Here is a 17,477-nt window from a genome sequence, read left to right on the forward strand (position 1 = left end):
CCGCGCCCCTCACCGCGTCCCGCGCCCCTCACCGCGTCCCGCGCCCCTCACCGCGTCCCGCGCCCCTCACCGCGTCCCGCGCCCCTCACCGCGTCCCGCGCCCCTCACCGCGTCCCGCGCCCCTCACCGCGTCCCGCGCCCCCCGCCGCTCAGAGGCGGACCCGCCAGCTCACCGAGGTCTTCATCGTGTCGGCCGTCCGGGGATCGCGGACCGCGGGCGTGCGGTCCTCGACGGTCACCGTCAGCCGGTGGGTGCGCAGATCGAGCAGGCGCGGCGTCAGGTCCGAGACCCGCAGCCGGGTCCGGTCCGCGGCCTTCCTCAGCTCCTTGCCGTCCAGATACCAGCGCACCCGCAGCTGCCGCCCGTCCGCGCCGGTCAGCCGGGGCACCTCCACCCTCGCGGTGTGCCGCGCCCGCAGGGTGCGGTCGGTGGGGGTCAGCGCGGTGGCGATCTCCGCGTGGCGGTGGAAGCCGGCGATCATCGCCTCGACACCGGGCAGGTTGAAGGGCTTGCCGGTGGAGCGCATCAGCGAGTTCTCGGTGGGCCGGTTGAGGCCCGCGACGAAGTAGCCGCCGCCCTCGTACGCGCCGACCGTGCCGCCGTCCGGCGAGGGCTCCCCGAGCCAGCGGTGCCACTTCACGCGCTGCGCCGCCATGGCGTCCGCGCCCAGCACGGAGATGTTGGAGTCCTGCGGCTCGGCGCCCGTGTACCGCTCGTACCCCGGGTAGCCGGGGTAGAAGTACTCGTCCGCCAGCTTGCCCAGCGAGTGCCCGGTCTCGTGGATCGCGACCTGTCCCGAGCGGTCGTTGCCCGCCGAGGCGGTCGAGATGCCCTCGTACCCCAGGGCCGCGCTGGGCTGGTTGTAGCCCGCGCCGCCGTACTTGGCGCTGTTGGCCAGCACGATCACCAGATCCGCCTCGGGAGCCCTGGCGACATAGCCGTCGACCTTGTCCTGGTCGACGCAGAGCAGCCGCTCGATGTCACCGCACCAGAAGTAGGAGCCCAGCGCCGTGTCCCGGACGACCTCCCGGCCCGGGTCGCCGGAGACCCCGGACTCGCGCGAGACGGCGTCCACGGTCCAGACGTTGAACAGGTTGCGGTAGGTCGTGTACGGCTCGACCGCGGCCAGTTCGTCCCATATCTCCCGCGCGTCGGTGCGGAACCGCGGCAGTTCGGCGGCCGTGTAGCCGTCCCCGACGACGACGATGTCCAGCCGGTCGGCCGTCGCCCCGCCGTCGACCGCCTTGGTGACCTCGCCGTCCAGGGCGCGCTGCGGCGCCGGCAGCCGCCGCCCCTGCGGCGCGTCCACACCCTCCCGGGGCACCCGCACATGCCCCGAACCGGCCGCGGAGCCGTTCTCCGGGCCCGGTATCTCCACCTCGACCGCGCCCGGTGCGTCCGCCGGCGGCGGTGCGGCGGAAGCGCCGGGGGCCGCGGCCAGTACGGCGGTGACGGCGGTGGCCACACCGGCCGCCGCGATGGCCCGGCGCAGGGCTGCGCGCATGGGATTCCCCTCCACGACAAGAAGATTAAGCAGCCTGGTAAATATGCTGAACTGCCCGCTTAACCTAGGTGGGTGTGCGGGACCTGCGCAATGCCCTGCCGTCACTGAATACTGGGAGCCATCCAACGATCAGGGAGTACCCATGGACGAGCCGGCCGAGATCGGCCGCCGGGTTCAGCGGCTGCGCAAAGAACGCGGCCTGACGCAGCGGCAGCTGGCCCAGCCCTCGTACACACCCGCCTATGTCTCCACCCTGGAATCGGGCAAAGTACGCCCCTCCGAGGCGGCGCTGCGCTTCTTCGCCCAGCGGCTGGAGACCTCGTTCGAGGAACTCACCACCGGCCGCCCGGCCCACCTCGCCACCGAACTGCGGCTCGCCCTCACCGACGCCCAGCACGAACTCGCCACCGGCGCCGCCGACGAGGCCGCCGTCCGCTACCGGCGCCTGCTCACCGACGCCGAACACCTCGCCCTCGTGCCCGAACAGGCCGAAGCCCTCCTCGGCCTCGGCGACTGCGCCCTGGAGACCGGCGAACTCGACACCGCCCGCCGCCACTTCGAGGCCGCCGAACAGCTCCTCGCCGACCAGCCGCTGCCCCGCCGCGCCCGCGCCATCCGCGGCCGCGCCCTCGCCCATCTCATCGCCGGTGAACTCCGGTACGCCTGTTACCTCCTCGAATCCACCATCGACGAACTCACCGCGGGCAACCTCGCCGACCCCGAGGCGCTCGTGATGCTGTACGCCGCGGCGATCGGCCCCTACATCGACATGGGCGCCCACGGCCGCGCCTCACACGCCGCCGATCTCGCCCTCGCCCTGGCCCCCCAGGTCCGCGATCCCGCCCTGGTCGCGGGCATGCACCGGCAGGTCGCCCGCACCTTCCTCGCCGAGGGCCGCAGCGCCGACGCCGACACCTCCCTCGCCAAGGCCCAGGCCGTCTACCGGCAGCTGCGCATGCGCACCGACCTCGCCCACTGCCACTGGATGCGCGGCTACATCCACGCCCAGAACGGCGATCTCGCCCCCGCCGAGGCCGAACTGCGCACCGCCCGCGACATGCTCACCGCCAAACGTGCCTCCCTCTACGCCGCCCAGGTCGAGGTCGAACTCGCCGACGTCCTGCGCCGGCTGGGCCGCCTGGAGGAAGCCGCCGGCCTGGCCACCGCCCTCCTCGAACTCGACGACCGCCACGGCGCCGTCCACGCCGCCGGCGCCCACCGCCTGCTCGGGCTCGTCGCCGAGGACCGGGGCGACACCGAATCCGCCGAGGAGCAGTACGTCCAGGCCCTGGCCCTGCTCGAACGCAGCGGCGCCAGCGGCGATCTCGCCGACCTGTGCCGCCTCCTGGGCGACCTGCTGCGCCGCAACGGCCGCACCGAAGCCGCCCTGGACGCCTACCGCACCGGGCTCGGCCACCGCGCCGCCCCCGGCACCACCACCCTGGGACCGCCCCCCGCCCCGCCGCTGCGCCATCTGTGACCCGCCCGCCCCCGGGCGCCCGGCCCGCTCAACCGGCGCCCGGCCTCACCGCTCCGGCGGCCGGGGCACGGCCGCATGCTCGCGCGCCCAGTGCCGGGCGAGCCGGGTGAAGGCGAGCGTGGCGGCACTGGCGTAGGCGCTCTCGCGCCGCAGCACACTGGCCGTGCGGGCGGGCAGCGGGGGAGTCAGCGCGACCGGGCACAGACCCGGGTGGTCCCGGGTGACGGCGTCGGGCAGCACGGTGGCCAGCGTGGTGCGCCGCACGATCTCGGTCAGCGCGCTCAGGGAGTTGGCCTCCACCGCCACCTGCGGCCGGGCCCGCTGCGCCTCGAAGTAGGCGTCGATATGGGCCCGGGTGGCGAAATCCCCGCTCAGCAGGGCGAGTGGCAGCCCCGTCAGCTCCCGGGCGGGCAGCGGACGCGAGCGCCCGGCCCGCGGATGGTCCGGGCCCGTCACCAGCGAGAGCGTCTCGGTGAACAGATCACCGCCCTCGACACCCGGGAGATGGACGGTGCTGAACGCGATCCCCAGATCGAGCTCGTCCGCCAGCAGCGCCGCCTCGATCCGGTCCTGGGTCATCTCCCGCACATCGAGCGTCAGCGCCGGATACCGGGCATGGAACTCCGCGGCCAGCGGGCCGATCAGATACGCGGTGAAGGTGGGCGTCATCGCCAGCCGCAGATGGCCCCGGGCCAGATCCTGCACATCCAGCACCGCCCGCCGCCCCGCCGCCAGATCCCGCAGGGCACGGCGCGCGTAGCGCAGATACGTCTCCCCGGCGTCCGTCGGCCGCACCGTGCGCCCGGTGCGGTCCAGCAGCTGCACCCCCAGGGTCTTCTCCAGCTGCCTGATCTGCTGCGACAGCGTCGGCTGGGAGATCCGCAGCTCCTCGGCGGCACGGGTGAAACTGCCGTGCTCGGCGACCGCGAGCAGATACCGCAGATGACGCAGTTCAAGGCCCATACCACCAACTATAGATCACACCTATAGCAGCCATGCCCAACACGTCTTGGACACTATAGATACAGGTCATGCATGGTGAATGACGTCGGCCCCCACCGGCACCCCTGACCGAAGGACAAGGCCATGCACCACCTCACCGAGGGAACCCGCCGCTTCCGCGAGAACGTCTTCCCCGCCCGCGCCGAACTGTTCCGCCGGCTCGCCACCACCCACCGGCCCGCCACCCTCTTCATCGGCTGCTCCGACGCCCGCGTCGTACCCGAACTGATCACCCAGCAGGACCCCGGCGAGCTCTTCGTCATCCGCACCGCCGGCAACCTCGTCCCCGCCCACGCCCCCGGCACGGACGCCGTCGCCGCCGGAATCGAGTACGCCGTCGCCGTCCTCGGCGTCAGCGACATCGTCATCTGCGGCCACTCCGCCTGCGGCGCCATGACCGCCCTCGCCGAACACCACGACCTCACCGCACTGCCCTCCGTCGCCGGCTGGCTGCGCCACGCCGACGCCGCCCCGGCCCGCACCGCACCCGCCCCCGGCGAGTCCGCGGTCGACGCCCTGGTGCGCGCCAATGTCCACGCCCAGCTCGCCAGCCTCGCCACCCACCCCAGCGTGGCCCGCGCCCTGGCCCGCGGCACCGTCCGCCTGCACGGCTGGGTCTTCGACATCCCCACCGGCACCGTCCGCGAACTCACCCCCGCCGCCACCGCCGCCCCGGCCGCCTGACCCCCGTCCCCACCCCCACCCACCCGAAGGAGCCACCCCGTGATCCACGCACAGCTCGACCCCACCGCCCGCACCCTCCTCGCCGCCGCCGCCGTCGAGGCCAAGACCCGCCGCGACCTGACCTGGCGCGAGCTCGCCGAGCCCACCGGCCTCTCCACCGCCTTCGTCACCGCCGCGATCCTCGGCCAGCACGCCCTGCCCGAGCGGGCCGCCCGCTCCGTCGCCGACCGCCTCGGCCTCGGCGACGACGCCGTCACGCTGCTCCGGACCATCCCGGTCCGCGGCACCGGCGACAGCCGCCCCTCCACCGACCCGACCATCTACCGCTTCCACGAGATGCTCCAGGTCTACGGCACCACCCTCAAGGCCCTGATCCACGAGGAGTTCGGCGACGGCATCATCAGCGCCATCAACTTCCGGCTCGACGTGAAGAAGACCGCCGACCCCGACGGCGGCGAGCGCGCGGTGATCACCCTGGACGGCAAGTACCTCCCCACCAAGCCGTTCTGACCCACCCGCCCGGGGGCGGGCCATCCCGCCCGCCCCCGCCCCCGCACCCCAGGAGCCCCCCCCGTGACCCCCGTGACCTCCCCGACCCCGGTGACCGGACCGCACACCGACTTCGCCCAGCGCACCATCGACCTCGCCCGCCGCAACGTCGAGGAAGGCGGCCGGCCCTTCGCCAGCGTCATCGTCCGCGACGGCGAGATCCTCGCCGAGAGCCCCAACCTCGTCACCCGGACCGGCGACCCCACCGCCCACGCCGAAATCCTCGCCATCCGCGCCGCCTGCACCCGCCTCGGCACCGAACACCTCACCGGCGCCACCGTCTACGCCCTCGCCCACCCCTGCCCCATGTGCCTGGGCGCCCTCTACTACTGCTCACCCGCCGAAGTCGTCTTCCTCACCGGCCGCGACGACTACGCCGCCCACTACACCGACGACCGCGCCTACTTCGAACTCGACACCTTCTACGCCGAGTTCGCCAAGGACCACACCGAGCGCCGGCTCCCCATGCGCCTCGACGCCCGCGACGCGGCCCTCGACGTCCACCGCACCTGGCAGCGCCTCAACAACAGCGCGCCCCGCCCCCCCGCGCACCCCCGGCGCCTGACCCCGCCCCCCGGTCCCCGCCGCCGCGCCCAGCACCCCGCCCCGGCGGAGACCCTCACGGAAAGGGATGCGGATACAGCTCCAGATCACCATGGAGCGGAACCCCCGCCGCCCGCCCCAGCCGGAAGGGCACCTCCAGCAGCCGGGACAGCCCCAGCGTCCGCCGGTTGACATGCCCGAACGTCATCGGCAGCGCCCCCGGCACCACCACCTTCGCCGCGAACAGCCCCAGCCGCTCCCGCACCCCGCGCTCCTCCTGCCGCACCACGATCACCTCCAGACCCGCCGCCGCCAGCCGGCCGGCCGTCCGCTCCAGCAGCACCCCGGCATCCGCCACCGGCTCCGGCGCACCCGGCCACGCCTCCCGCCACCCCACCTCGGGCCCGCCCCCGACCAGCGCGTCCACCCGCGGCACCGCCTCCGGAAGGCTGTACAGGGCCAGATGATCCTCCAGCGTCACCACCAGCTCCGGCCGCTCCAGCATCCGCCGCAGCCGCCGCGGATCGTACGCCGCGGGCTCCGCCCGCATCCGCCGCGCCGCGTTGAACACATTGGTCACCACCTCCGCCACCGCCGAGCGCACCGCCACCCGCGGATCGTGGTGCGCCCCCGCCGCCACGAACACCGCCGGCGCCCCGCGGTCCCCCTCGTACCGGGCGACCGCCACGACCGCGGGAACACCGAAGTCATTGGTCGCGTCCAGCACCGTCAGCCGGTAACCCGCCAGCGCCGCCCGGTCGGCCAGACACCCCGTCTCCCCGTCCGCCTCCGGCAGCGCGATCCGCCGCAGCGCGGTCCGCGCGTACCAGGCCATCAGAAAGGCGTCCCGCTCCGCGACCTCGAAGAGCCCGTACAGCGCCGCCTCCGGCGCGCTGTTGCCGAGCCCGCACCCGCTCGACGTCTCGTGCACCACCCGCGGCCGGTCCGGAGCCGGATCCCAGTACGCCACATGCTCCGGCACCGCGACCGCCCGCTCCCGCGTCAGCGACCAGCCGTGCACCCAGTCCAGCACCAGATCCGGACGGTAGGGCACGACCGCCGAGCCGGGCACGGACCCGAGAGCCGGATCCGGCAGCCCCAGCCGCCGCGGATCCACCGCCCGCTCCGGCCCCAGCTCGGCGAACGAGGCCCGCAGCACCGTCCGCCGCCCGCCCGGCGCCATCCCCGCCAGCCGCTCCACCCCCTCGAACAGCGCCACCCGCTCACTGCTCGCGAAATCACCCGCCCGCCCGTGACCGGCCTCCCGCTCCCCCCACCCGCCGGTGACATACGCCGACGTCAGGCTGTGCACCGAATCCTCCGCCCGCACCACCTCATTGACCGGGCCGAACCGCTCGTCGCACAGCTCCGCCCGCAGCCCGGCGGCGGAAGTCCGCGGATTGGGCCCGCGCAGCACACCCGGATCCGGCAGCGGCGCGGGCACCCGCCCCGGCCGCGCCGCCTCCGCGCTGTCCGGCGGCAGCGGAGCGCACACCTCGCACCCGCCCAGCGGCCGGAACTCGTGCGAGGACCAGGTGGCCCGCCCGCTGTGCACGATCCGCACCACCGCCCCGCCCCCCTCACCCGGCACGGGCTCCGCCGCCAGCCCCGCGGCCAGCGCCGCCACCGCCCCGGCCAGCGCGGGGGAGGGCCCCCCGCCGCCCAGCCGCAGCCCCGCACCCGTCCACGGCACCCGACCCCCGATCGTGGCCAGCCGCCGGTACTCCGTGCACGACAGACACCCCGCCGCCCCCGGCCGCAGCACCGGCCCCACCACCGTCACCGCCCCGTCCCAGCGCACCGGCACCAGCACCACCGGATGCGCCAGCGCATGCCGCGACAGCTCCGCGGCCGTCCCCAGCGTCCACTCCGGCCCCAGCACCACCACCGCCGGCTCCCCGCCGCGCACCTCCAGCGCCCCCGCCGCGTCCACCACCCGCACCCCGCGCCGGGCGAGCACCTCCCCGACCGCTCCCGCGCCCCGGGCCACCACACCCGTGTCCGCGGCCACACCCCCCGCCGCACCCGCTCCGGGCCCGCTCACCTGCTGCCTCCGCCAATGTCCAGAACCGTGAAACCGCACTCCCGCAGGGCGGCCCCCAGCCGCCCGCCGCCCCCCGCCGCCCCGAACTCCGCCACCCGCACCCCGGCCCGCCGCCCGAGCGCGGTGTGCAGCGCGGACTCCCGCCCGGCCACCGCCGCCAGCCACCCGGCCGTCCAGCACTCGTCCTCCCACCCGGCCCGCTCCACCCCCGCCGAGGCCAGCGCGGCCACCGCCCCGCCCGACGCGGCGATCCACCGCGCCGCCGGATCACGCTCCCGCGCCCGCACCCGCACGACCGAGGCCAGCGCCGCGAACGCCACCGCGTCCGCCGCCGTCGCCTCCACCGCCCGGCCCAGCACCCGGCCCCCGGGCCCGCCCGCCGCACCCTCCTCCACCACGGCACGGAAGACACCCGGCCCGAGCCGCGCCACGGACAGCCGCGCCCCCACCCCCAGCCGCCCCGTCAGCACCGACCACCAGTACCGGGCCTGCGGATGATCCGGCGGCCCCGGATCCGTCATTCCCTCCCCGCCGCCGACGGCCGCGCGCAGCGCGCCCCGGCGCAGCGCCCGGCCCAGCGCATGCGCGTCCCCCGCACCCACCACCACCCCCTCGCGGCCCCCGCCCAGCCGCAGTTCGGCCGCCCGGCACACCGCCTCCAGCCGCGCCAGATCCGCGCGCACCGCACCCGCCACCAGATCCCCGCCCGCCGAGGCACACCCCACCAGCGCCACCGGCAGCTGCGGCAGCGAACCGGGCAGCGGCGGCGCCAGCACCCCCACCCGCTCGTCACCGAGCTCCGCCACCGAGGCCAGCGCCCCCTCCAGAGTGAGCGGCCCGCCCCCGGCCGCCGGCCGCGAACCGGTCCAGGGACGGTAACGCGCCCGCAGCGGACGGCCGTCGGCGACCAGGACCGAGACCCGCCCGCCGCTCTCCCCGCCGTCCGGGTCGGGCAGCCCGCCGACCGCGCAGAGCAGCCGCTGCACCGCCGCCCCCGCCACCAGCTCGGCCAGCTCCCCGCCCCCGCCTTCCTCACCCTCACCGCCGGTGATCCGCAGCCGGACCACCAGCGCCGCCGCGTCCGCCCGGACCCGCCCCGGATCCCCGGCCGGGGTGACGAACCCCGTACCCCCGCCGACCCCGGCGGCCACCGCCAGCGGCTCCCCGCCCCCGGCCTCCGCGGTGAGGAGCAGCCACCTCTCCCCGCCCGCCACCGCGGCGGCCCGGACCCCGCACCCCTCCAGCGCCCGCACCGCCGCACCGGCCAGCGCACCACCCGGCCCCGGCTCCGGCCCCTCCACCCGCACCCGGGCCCGGCGCAGCGCGCGGGCCGCCCGCTCCGGGCGCTCCGCCGCCGCGCCCAGCCACCCGGCGGCGGGGGAGCGCGGCACCGGCGCGTTCCCCACCAGCAGATCGTGCGCGCGGAGCCCACCGATCAGCGTGCACAGCGCGGCCCGCAGCGCGGAGCCCGCCGGAGCGCGCGAGGCCAGCGCCGCCGCCCCGCCGTCCGTCCGCAGCGCCTCCTCCACCAGCCGCCACAGCCCCGGCAGCGCGCCGCTGCCCTCCAGCGTGACGCTGCCGGCCCACCCCCGCAGATGCAGCCCGTCCCGCAGCGCGGTGACCCGCACCCCCGGCCGCAGCCGCCACCGCCCCAGCTCATCCACCGCATCCGGCACGACCGGCACGTCCGGTGCGAGCAGTCCACCCGCCGCCGGCGCCCCACCCGCAGGCGTCACGGCCGCCGCCCCGCACGGTAGGTCTCCACCACGAACTCCGCCGCCTGCACCGGCACATCCCGCCCGCCCGGCGCCGGCAGCGCCTCCTCCAGCATCACCCCGTCCGGGTGCCGCGCCAGCCACTTGCCCAGACAGCGCAGATGCAGCGCGTTGCCCAGATCGGCGAAGTGCGGCTTGGGACGGGCCACCTGATACAGCAGCTCCTGCGCCGCGCTCTCCCGCACCCCGCCCGCCACCGGATGCACGAACACCTGATCGGGCAGGCCCAGCAGGGCCCGCCAGCGCGCCACCGCCGCCACCGGCACCTCACCGCCGGCCGCCAGATCCGCCCGCAGCGCCCCGACCGTGCCGGCCGCCAGCCGCCAGCGCCGCCTGCGCAGCACCACCCGCCCGTAACGCAGCCGCGGAGTGCGCACCAGCGGGCCGCCCGGCACATCGGTGACCCACTCGGGCACCAGCGCACCGAAATCGGCGCCCCCGTGCGGATGGTCGGCCGGCAGCGCCGCCGCCCGGCGCGGCAGCATCATCGGGGCGAGCAGGCCCGCGTAGAACACATCCATCAGCTCACCCGTCGCCCGCAGCCGGATCCGGACCTGGTCACTCGCCTCGTCGTGGACCAGCTCCACATCCGCCTCGCCGATCGCCGACCGGCTCCGGTCCGGCCCGATCTCGTCCGCGACGAACAGCGGATGCAGATTGGCGTTGAACCCGCTGACCGGACGCACCTGCGCGGCCCGCGCCCCCGGCTCCCGCACCCGCCCGATCTCCCGGGCGATGCCCCGCGCGGCGGCCGGGTCCAGCGCGTCCAGGAACCGGCTGCTGAACCGCCCCCACCCGCCGTACACATGGTTCAGCACCAGCAGCCCGCCCGGATCGCGCTGCACGAAATGCGCGTACGACAGCGGACGCCCGGACATCCACGGCGGCAGCCGCCGCCCCAGCCCCGCGACCGCCTCCGCGGACAGCACGGCGTCCTCGTCCGGATCGTCCCCGCCCCGCACCGCCGCCGCGAGCCCCGCACGCAGCCCGGCCACCTCCGCCGCCCCCGACACCGGCAGCCCCCCGGCGCCCCGCGCGCCCTCCGGGCCGCGGAACGCCTCCAGCCAAGCCTCGGCCGCCTCCGGACCGAACTCCCACAGATGACGGCAGACCCCGCCCGGCCCGTACCGCCCGACGAAACGGTCCCGCACCACCCGCCGCACCAGATGCCCGGGGTCGAACACCTCCGCCACCGCCGACACCTCCGCGAGCGCCCGCAGATCGGCCTCCCCGAAGGCACCCGCCAGCGCCAGCGGACGCCGGGCCACCACATCCTCGGTCAGCACCGTCAGCGGGCCCGCCCCGCCGGGCACCGGCACACCCACCGCCGCCAGCACCGCCTCCCACCGCTCCCGCAGCCCGGCCAGCAGCACGGTGCGCCGCACGGGATCCGCCCCGGCGAACTCCGCCGTCATCCGCGCGATCTCCTCGATCCGGCCGGCCAGCACCTCGTCCCCGGGCAGCGCGGCCGGACCGCGCAGCCACCCGGCCAGACCCGGCAGCGGATCCGGATCCTGCGGGTCCACCGGGGCGGCCGGCACCAGCAGCCCGGCGTCCACGAGCTGTTCCAGAAACCGCGCCGCCGCCGCCCGGCCGCCCGGCCCGGCGAGCACACCGGCCAGTTCGTCCAGGGTCGCGGGCCTCTCGCACGCCGCCGCCACCCGCAGCAGCGCCGCGCCCGCCGGACCTCCCGCCACCGCGGCCTCGTCCTCCCGCGCACCGGTGAACCGGCCCCCGGTGAACACCGGCCGTATCCGGGCCAGTTCCACCCGCTCCGGCGCCCGCCGCGCCGTGCTGCACATCCGGTACGCCGGCGACGCCCGCCGCCCCGGCTCCGCCAGCAGCGCCTCCCACACCGCGCCCACCAGGGTCTGGCTCGTCCGGACCACCGCCCGCACCCCCGCCGGACCGGGCGGCGCCCCGGCACCCTCCGGCCCGCCGTCCAGCGGGCCCCAGCCGACGGCGGTGAAGTAGGAGAGCGGACTGGTGCGGGTGCAGGACCGCAGCGCGTGCCGCAGCACCCCCGGCTCCTCCTTGCGCGCCCGCCCCCCGCCGTTCCCCGCCCCGGCGCGGTCGACCGCCCGCAGCAGATCGGGGCTGGTCAGCGAGATGGCCAGCCGCAGCGACGGATCGCGGCAGATCTCCGCCAGCGCCCGGCGCTCGGCCCGCAGCGCGCCCTCGGCCCGTTCGGCGAGCCGGGCGAGCGCCGCGCTCCTGCGCCGGTCCAGCTCCAGCCAGATCCCCAGCCCCGGCACCCGCGCCGGCAGCTCTCCCAGCCGTTCCACCAGCGCCGGACGCACCGGACGGCCGTTGTGCAGCGCCCGGCGCAGCGGCAGCACCACCTCGCGGTGGAAGCCGGCGCCGTGCCCCTCGCGGCTCGCGTACAGGGCGTCGCCCAGGCCCGGCCGCAGGGCCGCCAGCAGGGTCTCCACCTCGGTGAGGCGGCGCAGTTCCGCGCGGAAGGCGGCGCCGTCCGGCGTCTGGGCGGGGTGGTCGGTGAGCGTCGCGCGCACCAGCGCGTACGGGGCCGTCCGCGCCGCGGGGACACCGGTGTCCCCGCGAGTGCCGGCGGCGGCCGGTGCCGCGTGGTGAAGGGGGGCAAGCGTGGTCACGGCGATCCCTGTCGACTCGGCCCGGGGGCGCAAGGGGGCGGGGTCCGTCCCCGGAGCCGGGAGCCAGGGGCCGGTCTCCGGGGACGGACGTTCACGGACGGTGTGTCACACCGCTTCGGCCAGGCCGACCGGGCGCGGGCCGCTGCAGGTCACACAGTTGCTGCACACCGAACACGAGGTGGACGAGGGCGAGGTGATGGGCCCGCCGTCGAACCCGACCGTGTCGCGCATGGACGTCACGGTGATGTCACCGAGATCCAGATCCTGGAGGTCGAAAGCGATCTCCATGTCCGTGTGTGCCATACAGTCTCCTGACGCCGTAGCCGGAAGAAACAATCTGACGGTTATGCAGATTGCGGCCGACTATACCCCCGGACCAAAGACGGAAGGGGGCGGGAATTGTCATTCCCCGGAGTTTGGCGGAGGTTCGCGAACCTGCTTCGAGCGGAATGTGATCTACCGTTGAGTGAGGGTCGAGCAGCAGGTCAGCGGGGTGATAGGGGCCTGTGCAGGGAGGGTTGCCGGCGGCTGGGGAAAATCATCGGACCGGATGTCCGGCGCATCGGGAAAGAGCAATCCCGGATATGGATGAACACCCCGGAGTGCGGGTGAGAATAGGAGTGGGGGAGTGGGCCGGAAGGAAAGGGCGCACCGTATGAGGAATTCGGGACACCGGCCGCGCGCCGCGGGACACCGGCCGCGCGCCGCAGGGTGCCCGCCCGGCCGCCGGTCCCCGCGGGGCCGGCCGCCCGCCGCCCCGGTGAGGTGTCCGGGGAACACCCCCGGCGGGCCGGCGGGGAAGCACACACGGCGTGCCGTCCGGGCCACCTCCCGGAGAGCACGCCGTGTGTACGGTCCGTCAGCCGATCTGCGCCACGGCGACGGTCGCGTCGAAGACCGGCACACCGTCCTGCACCGCGTCGACCCGCACTCCCTTGTCGCGGCCCTCGGTCTGCGGGGGCACCGCCTCCGCGGTGATCCAGCAGGGGCTGGAGAACTCCACATACCGCCGGAAGTGAACGTTCATGGACGCGGGCCACCTCGGGCCGCCGTCCGGCGCGCAGGCGTGGGCCGCCTGCCGGGCCGCCTCCAGCAGCAGCATCCCCGGGACATGGTCCACCGGGTGGTCGAAGAGCACGGGATGTTCGGTGTCCACGCGCAGCTGCCACCGGGCCGGCTCGGAGGACGGCGAGAGGACCACGTCCTGGACGCCGGTGCGCCCGCACCTCTCGGGGGGCAGCGGGGAGCCGGGCCGCGGCATCTCCCAGAACACCCGGGTACCGGCCCTGCCTCCCCGCAGCCGCTGGTACACCGCCGGCGAGTGGCAGTTGAAGACGGTGCTCGCCACCGCCAGCAGATTGTCACCCCTGGTGACCTCGTAGTGCATGGAGAGCGCGACCGGGAGATCGCGCCGATAGGTGATGTTCGTACAGTTCACATGGAGCTTGAGTTCGGCGGGAGTGCGCTCGACCCGCATCGCATGCGGATTGACCGCGTAGCGGAAGCGTGACCAGCTCAACTGGTGGCCGAAGGGAACGCCATAGGCGGTGTGGGTGAGAAGCGGCAGCGTCTGCCGGATCGTCTCGCACAGCAGCAGCGGATCGTACAGACCGCTGTCGCTGGCGTAGAAGCTGTGGCGGCGCGGCCATTGGGCCTCGATTGTGAACGCATCGGGTCCGCTCGTCGACCAGCCGGTCAGAAAGACGTCGGACAGCGCGGCGCGGTGCACGTACTCCTTGGCGACGGTGGTGGTGAGAGATCTGTGTGCTGTTGCGGGGCGTTCAGTCGAGATGAGCATGCCATTCCCCTCTGGCGTGCGTATGTGAGGCGTGATGACCTGACGGGTCATCGGCCTGGACTGTAAAATAAAGTGCGTTCGCTTTGTTTGTCGAGAGAAGGTGCAGAAGTGGGCGAGCCTCAGCTGAAGCAGGAACGGGCGCTGAAAACACGGCAAGCGATCATCTACGCCGCTGCAGAGGTGTTCGACGAAAGCGGTTACCACGGTGCCAGCATGCGGAAAATCATGCAGAGGGCGGGAATCACGCTCGGCGCGGTGTACTTCCACTTCCCCAACAAGGAAGCCCTTGCCATCGCGGTGATGAACTCCCAGCCGGAGACGATCATGCCGCGATTGGTCTCCGACGGTTTGCAGCGGCTGGTCGACATCACGCTCGTCTGGTCGCACCAGCTCCAGGCCGACAAGATCCTCCGGGCCGCCGTGCGGCTCGCGGTCGAGCAGAGCGGCTTCGGCATCCACGACGCCGACTCGTTCGACGCCTGGAAGAAGATCATGGAGGAGTGCCTGCTGGACGCCCGTGACCGGGGCGAACTCCGCGACTTCGTCGACGAGCGCAAGGTCGCCGAGTTCGTCGTCGGGGCCTGCACGGGCATGCAGCTGTACTCCGACCTGGCCGCCGGGCGGACCGATCTGCCCCGCCGCACGGTCAACATGTGGGAGCTCCTCATTCCCGCGATCGCCAGCGAAGCCGGCAGAAAGGCCGTGAAGGTGAGTCTCCGCAGGGCGGCGACTCTGGTGAAATAGCCGCCGAGCGGCAACCGGCCCGGGGCGGGACCCGCCGCACCGCCGGGCCGGACGGACCGGGCTCACCGTCCCCCCGGGCCGTATCCCGGAGGCCGCCGTGACCGCGCCCGTACCCCCGACCCCGCCCATACCCTCGACTCCGCCCGTACCCCCGACTCCGCCCGTACCCTCGACTCCGCCCGTACCCCCGACCCCGCCGCTGACCAGCGCACTGGCGGGCCGAACCGTCCTCCTGGCCGGCGGCAGCTCGGGCATCGGCCTCGCCGCCGCCCGGCTGCTCACCGGCCTCGGCGCCCGCCTCGTCCTGATCGCCAGGGACGAGGCGCGGTTGCGGACCGCGGCCGCATCGCTCGGCCCCGGAGCCGCTGTCACCGCCCTGTGCGCCGACATCCGCGACGAGGACCGGCTCGCCCGGATCCTGGACACGGCCGGACCCGTGGACCACATCCTGGTGACCGCCGGCACGGTCACCCGCGCCCCGCTGGCCGAGGCCGGCCGGGAAACCCTGCGCGACTGCGTCGAGGACCGGCTCCAGGGCGCCTGGGCCGTCGCCCGGGCAGCCGCGGACCGGCTCACCCCCGGCGGCTCCCTGACCTACCTCTCCGGCATCCAGGTGGCCCGCCCCCGCCCCGGCACCGCCGCGATGATCGCCGCCGCCGCCGGGACCGAGGGACTGGCCCGCGCGCTCGCCGTCGAACTCGCCCCCCGCCGGATCAGGGTCAATGTGCTGCGCCCCGGCACCGTGGACACCCCCGCGATGCGCCGGCGCCTCCTCGCCCCGGGCGGCCCCGCCGCCCCCGGGACCGACGAGGACGCCGCCGTGGCCGCCGCCGGACGGCACCTGCCGCTCGGCCGCTTCGGCACCGCCGACGAGGTGGCCGCCGCCGCGCTGTTCCTCATGGCCAACCCCTACGTCACCGGCTCCGTCCTCACCGTCGACGGCGGCCAGTCGCTGCTCTGACCGCCAACGGGCCCGCCCACGCTCCCTGTTCCGGCCCGCGCTCCCTGTGATAGAACCCATCTTCGACAGAACACGAACGACTTGTTTTCCCCTGTGCATGATGCGCCGCCCGCGTTCCGCCCGCCCCCGCCCCCGCTCCGGTGAAGGACGTGCCCAGCGACATGGACATGCTGAAAGACAAGGTCATCATGGTTACGGGCGCCTCCAGCGGCATCGGTGCCGCCGCCGCCCGCCTCTTCGCCGCCGAAGGCGCGGCCGTGGTGATGACCGCCCGCCGTGGCCATTTACTCGACCGGCTCGTCAAGGAGATCGCGGACACCGGCGGCCGGTCCGCGGCCGTCCCCGGCGACATCACCCGCCCCGGCGACGTCGCCCGGGTGGTGACCGCCGCCGTCGAGCAGTACGGCCGGCTCGACGGGGCCTTCAACAACGCCGGCTGGGCCACCGCCGGAACACCCGTCCACCAGACCGCCGACGAGGTGTTCGACCAGATCATCGACATCAATCTGCGCGGCGTGTGGAACTGCCTCAAACACCAGATCCCCGCCATGCTGGCCGGCGGGGGCGGCTCGATCGTCAACACCGCCAGCGTCGCCGGGGTGATCGCCACCGGCGCCAACGCCTCCTACATCGCCGCCAAACACGCGGTCATCGGCCTGACCAGGGCCGCCGCCGACGAGTACGCGCCCCGCGGCATCCGGGTCAACTCCCTGGTCGTGGGCAGCACCCTCACCGAGCTCATGCGCGAGGTCCTCGCCGACACCCCCGCCCTGGAGGCCGCCTTCACCACCCGGTCCCTCCAGAAACGCATGGCGGAACCGGTCGAGGTCGCCCAGGCGGCGGCCTGGCTGTGCAGCGACCGCTCGTCCTTCGTCACCGGCACCGCCATGCCCGTGGACGGCGGCTGGACGGCCGCGTAACGCCCCCGCCCGCCCGGGGCCACGCCCCGCACCCCCGGGAGAACGCCGCGCCGCCGGCGGGCCCCCGGGGCGGCGCCCCGGGGCGGGACCGGGCACGGGGGAGCGGTGTCAGGGGAGCGTCGCCGGCAGAGCCGGATCGGCGGATCGTGAACGCCGCGCCTCCGGCGGCGCACGGAGCTCCGGGACGCACTCCGGGACGCACTCCGGCACCACCTCCGAGATGTCCTCCCGGTCGGTGAGAATGCCCGTCAGCACCAGCCGCCAGATCCGGTGCAGCAGACTGACCGCGCTCTCCGGCGGCTGCGCGGCGTCCGGACCCGCGGCGCGGCGTGACATCATCTCGGCCCCCGAGACCAGGTGCACGGCCAGCGCCGCCACCGCGTCGGGGCGCGCCGCCGAGCGCAACTGTCCCTTGTCCCGGGCCTGTTCGACCAGATCGTGCGCCACGGGCAGCCACGCGGCCGACCACTGCGGCGCGCCCGGCCGCTCCCGCGCCAGCCGCATCATCGCCCGCACGGCGTCGTTCTCCTCGATCTCGCGGGTCAGCTCCAGGGTCAGCTCGACCAGCATGCGCAGCGGCGGATCCGACCGCGCGCCGACCCGGTCCAGCATCGCCCCCGCCGCCGCGCGGCCCTCCTCCTCCACGGCCTCCGCCAGCTCGGCCTTGGACGCGAAATGGAAGGTCAGCCCGCCCAGGGAGATTCCGGCGGACTTGCTCACCTGGGACAGGGACGTGCCGGCGTAGCCGTCCCGGTCGAAGTGCGCGGCGGCCGCCCGCACGAGGGAACGGCGGCTCCTGGCCGCCCTCTCCTGCTTCACCATGTCTTCTCCGAAGTGCGTGAGACAGAAGCGCGGCGGGA

The 17,477-nt window shown here is 75.1% G+C and carries 14 protein-coding genes and 1 pseudogene; 7 read left to right on the forward strand and 8 right to left on the reverse strand.

All coding sequences use genetic code 11. From position 1 onward, the window contains the following. Positions 1-149: 149 nt before the first annotated feature. Positions 150-1,505 (reverse strand): M64 family metallopeptidase, encoded by a 1,356-nt coding sequence (locus tag AAFN69_RS27480; protein WP_347731524.1) that lies wholly within the window; start codon positions 1,503-1,505, stop codon positions 150-152. A 142-nt stretch (positions 1,506-1,647) separates the two neighbouring features. Between AAFN69_RS27480 and AAFN69_RS27485 the strand changes: the two genes are divergently transcribed. After that, positions 1,648-2,985 (forward strand): tetratricopeptide repeat protein, encoded by a 1,338-nt coding sequence (locus tag AAFN69_RS27485; protein ID WP_347731525.1) that lies wholly within the window; start codon positions 1,648-1,650, stop codon positions 2,983-2,985. Between the two features lie 45 nt (positions 2,986-3,030). Here the strand turns inward: AAFN69_RS27485 and cynR are convergent, their stop codons facing one another. Then, complete coding sequence (gene cynR, locus AAFN69_RS27490; protein WP_347731526.1) at positions 3,031-3,948, reverse strand: transcriptional regulator CynR; 918 nt, start codon at positions 3,946-3,948, stop codon at positions 3,031-3,033. Positions 3,949-4,071: 123 nt separating this feature from the next. Here cynR and AAFN69_RS27495 point away from each other — a divergent pair, with 123 nt between their 5' ends. The 3 genes and pseudogenes from AAFN69_RS27495 to AAFN69_RS27505 all read left to right on the forward strand — a co-directional run. Continuing rightward, positions 4,072-4,671 carry a carbonic anhydrase gene (locus AAFN69_RS27495; protein ID WP_347731527.1) on the forward strand — a complete coding sequence of 200 codons (600 nt, stop codon included), beginning with the start codon at positions 4,072-4,074 and terminating at the stop codon, positions 4,669-4,671. 39 nt (positions 4,672-4,710) lie between these two features. Continuing rightward, the gene (gene cynS, locus AAFN69_RS27500) at positions 4,711-5,181 is read left to right on the forward strand and encodes a cyanase (protein ID WP_347731528.1); all 471 of its coding nucleotides are present in this window, start codon (positions 4,711-4,713) and stop codon (positions 5,179-5,181) included. 90 nt (positions 5,182-5,271) lie between these two features. Further along, positions 5,272-5,739: pseudogene (locus tag AAFN69_RS27505) on the forward strand (nucleoside deaminase); the annotation flags it as partial. Positions 5,740-5,839: 100 nt separating this feature from the next. On the opposite strand, the gene AAFN69_RS27510 reads toward AAFN69_RS27505, so the two are convergent. From AAFN69_RS27510 to AAFN69_RS27530, 5 genes are all read right to left on the reverse strand, one after another. Then, positions 5,840-7,807 (reverse strand): TOMM precursor leader peptide-binding protein, encoded by a 1,968-nt coding sequence (locus AAFN69_RS27510; RefSeq protein WP_347731529.1) that lies wholly within the window; start codon positions 7,805-7,807, stop codon positions 5,840-5,842. Next, positions 7,804-9,543: a hypothetical protein gene (locus AAFN69_RS27515; RefSeq protein WP_347731530.1), complete on the reverse strand. Its 1,740-nt coding sequence runs from the start codon at positions 9,541-9,543 to the stop codon at positions 7,804-7,806. Before AAFN69_RS27515 ends, AAFN69_RS27510 begins: the two co-directional genes overlap by 4 nt. After that, positions 9,540-12,194 (reverse strand): lantibiotic dehydratase, encoded by a 2,655-nt coding sequence (locus AAFN69_RS27520; RefSeq protein ID WP_347731531.1) that lies wholly within the window; start codon positions 12,192-12,194, stop codon positions 9,540-9,542. The genes AAFN69_RS27515 and AAFN69_RS27520 overlap by 4 nt, the downstream gene beginning before the upstream one ends. A 105-nt stretch (positions 12,195-12,299) precedes the next feature. Further along, on the reverse strand, positions 12,300-12,497 hold the full coding sequence (locus AAFN69_RS27525; protein WP_347731532.1) for a thiazolylpeptide-type bacteriocin: 198 nt from the start codon (positions 12,495-12,497) through the stop codon (positions 12,300-12,302). A gap of 556 nt (positions 12,498-13,053) precedes the next feature. Continuing rightward, complete coding sequence (locus tag AAFN69_RS27530; RefSeq protein WP_347731533.1) at positions 13,054-13,992, reverse strand: ScbA/BarX family gamma-butyrolactone biosynthesis protein; 939 nt, start codon at positions 13,990-13,992, stop codon at positions 13,054-13,056. Between the two features lie 108 nt (positions 13,993-14,100). Here AAFN69_RS27530 and AAFN69_RS27535 point away from each other — a divergent pair, with 108 nt between their 5' ends. The 3 genes from AAFN69_RS27535 (at position 14,101) to AAFN69_RS27545 (ending at position 16,617) form a co-directional block, all read left to right on the forward strand. Continuing rightward, complete coding sequence (locus AAFN69_RS27535) at positions 14,101-14,736, forward strand: ScbR family autoregulator-binding transcription factor (protein ID WP_347731534.1); 636 nt, start codon at positions 14,101-14,103, stop codon at positions 14,734-14,736. Between the two features lie 97 nt (positions 14,737-14,833). Further along, entirely contained in the window at positions 14,834-15,697 is an 864-nt protein-coding gene (locus AAFN69_RS27540; protein WP_347731535.1) for an SDR family oxidoreductase, read from the forward strand. A gap of 161 nt (positions 15,698-15,858) precedes the next feature. After that, complete coding sequence (locus tag AAFN69_RS27545) at positions 15,859-16,617, forward strand: glucose 1-dehydrogenase (protein WP_347731536.1); 759 nt, start codon at positions 15,859-15,861, stop codon at positions 16,615-16,617. A 108-nt stretch (positions 16,618-16,725) separates the two neighbouring features. On the opposite strand, the gene AAFN69_RS27550 is transcribed toward AAFN69_RS27545, so the two are convergent. Continuing rightward, positions 16,726-17,439 carry a TetR/AcrR family transcriptional regulator gene (locus tag AAFN69_RS27550; RefSeq protein WP_347731537.1) on the reverse strand — a complete coding sequence of 238 codons (714 nt, stop codon included), beginning with the start codon at positions 17,437-17,439 and terminating at the stop codon, positions 16,726-16,728. Positions 17,440-17,477: the final 38 nt, after the last annotated feature.

Origin of the sequence: Streptomyces sp. CAU 1734, from assembly GCF_039888735.1 — a bacterium.
Taxonomy (GTDB): Bacteria; Actinomycetota; Actinomycetes; order Streptomycetales; family Streptomycetaceae; genus Streptomyces.

Bases quoted from the DNA above. Each gene is read 5' to 3' on its own strand.
- AAFN69_RS27550 (WP_347731537.1), bottom strand. From the start codon at position 17,439: ATGGTGAAGCAGGAGAGGGCGGCCAGGAGCCGCCGTTCCCTCGTGCGG.
- AAFN69_RS27485 (WP_347731525.1), top strand. From the start codon at position 1,648: ATGGACGAGCCGGCCGAGATCGGCCGCCGGGTTCAGCGGCTGCGCAAA.
- AAFN69_RS27525 (WP_347731532.1), bottom strand. From the start codon at position 12,497: ATGGCACACACGGACATGGAGATCGCTTTCGACCTCCAGGATCTGGAT.
- AAFN69_RS27545 (WP_347731536.1), top strand. From the start codon at position 15,859: ATGGACATGCTGAAAGACAAGGTCATCATGGTTACGGGCGCCTCCAGC.
- cynR (WP_347731526.1), bottom strand. From the start codon at position 3,948: ATGGGCCTTGAACTGCGTCATCTGCGGTATCTGCTCGCGGTCGCCGAG.
- AAFN69_RS27480 (WP_347731524.1), bottom strand. From the start codon at position 1,505: ATGCGCGCAGCCCTGCGCCGGGCCATCGCGGCGGCCGGTGTGGCCACC.
- AAFN69_RS27530 (WP_347731533.1), bottom strand. From the start codon at position 13,992: ATGCTCATCTCGACTGAACGCCCCGCAACAGCACACAGATCTCTCACC.
- AAFN69_RS27495 (WP_347731527.1), top strand. From the start codon at position 4,072: ATGCACCACCTCACCGAGGGAACCCGCCGCTTCCGCGAGAACGTCTTC.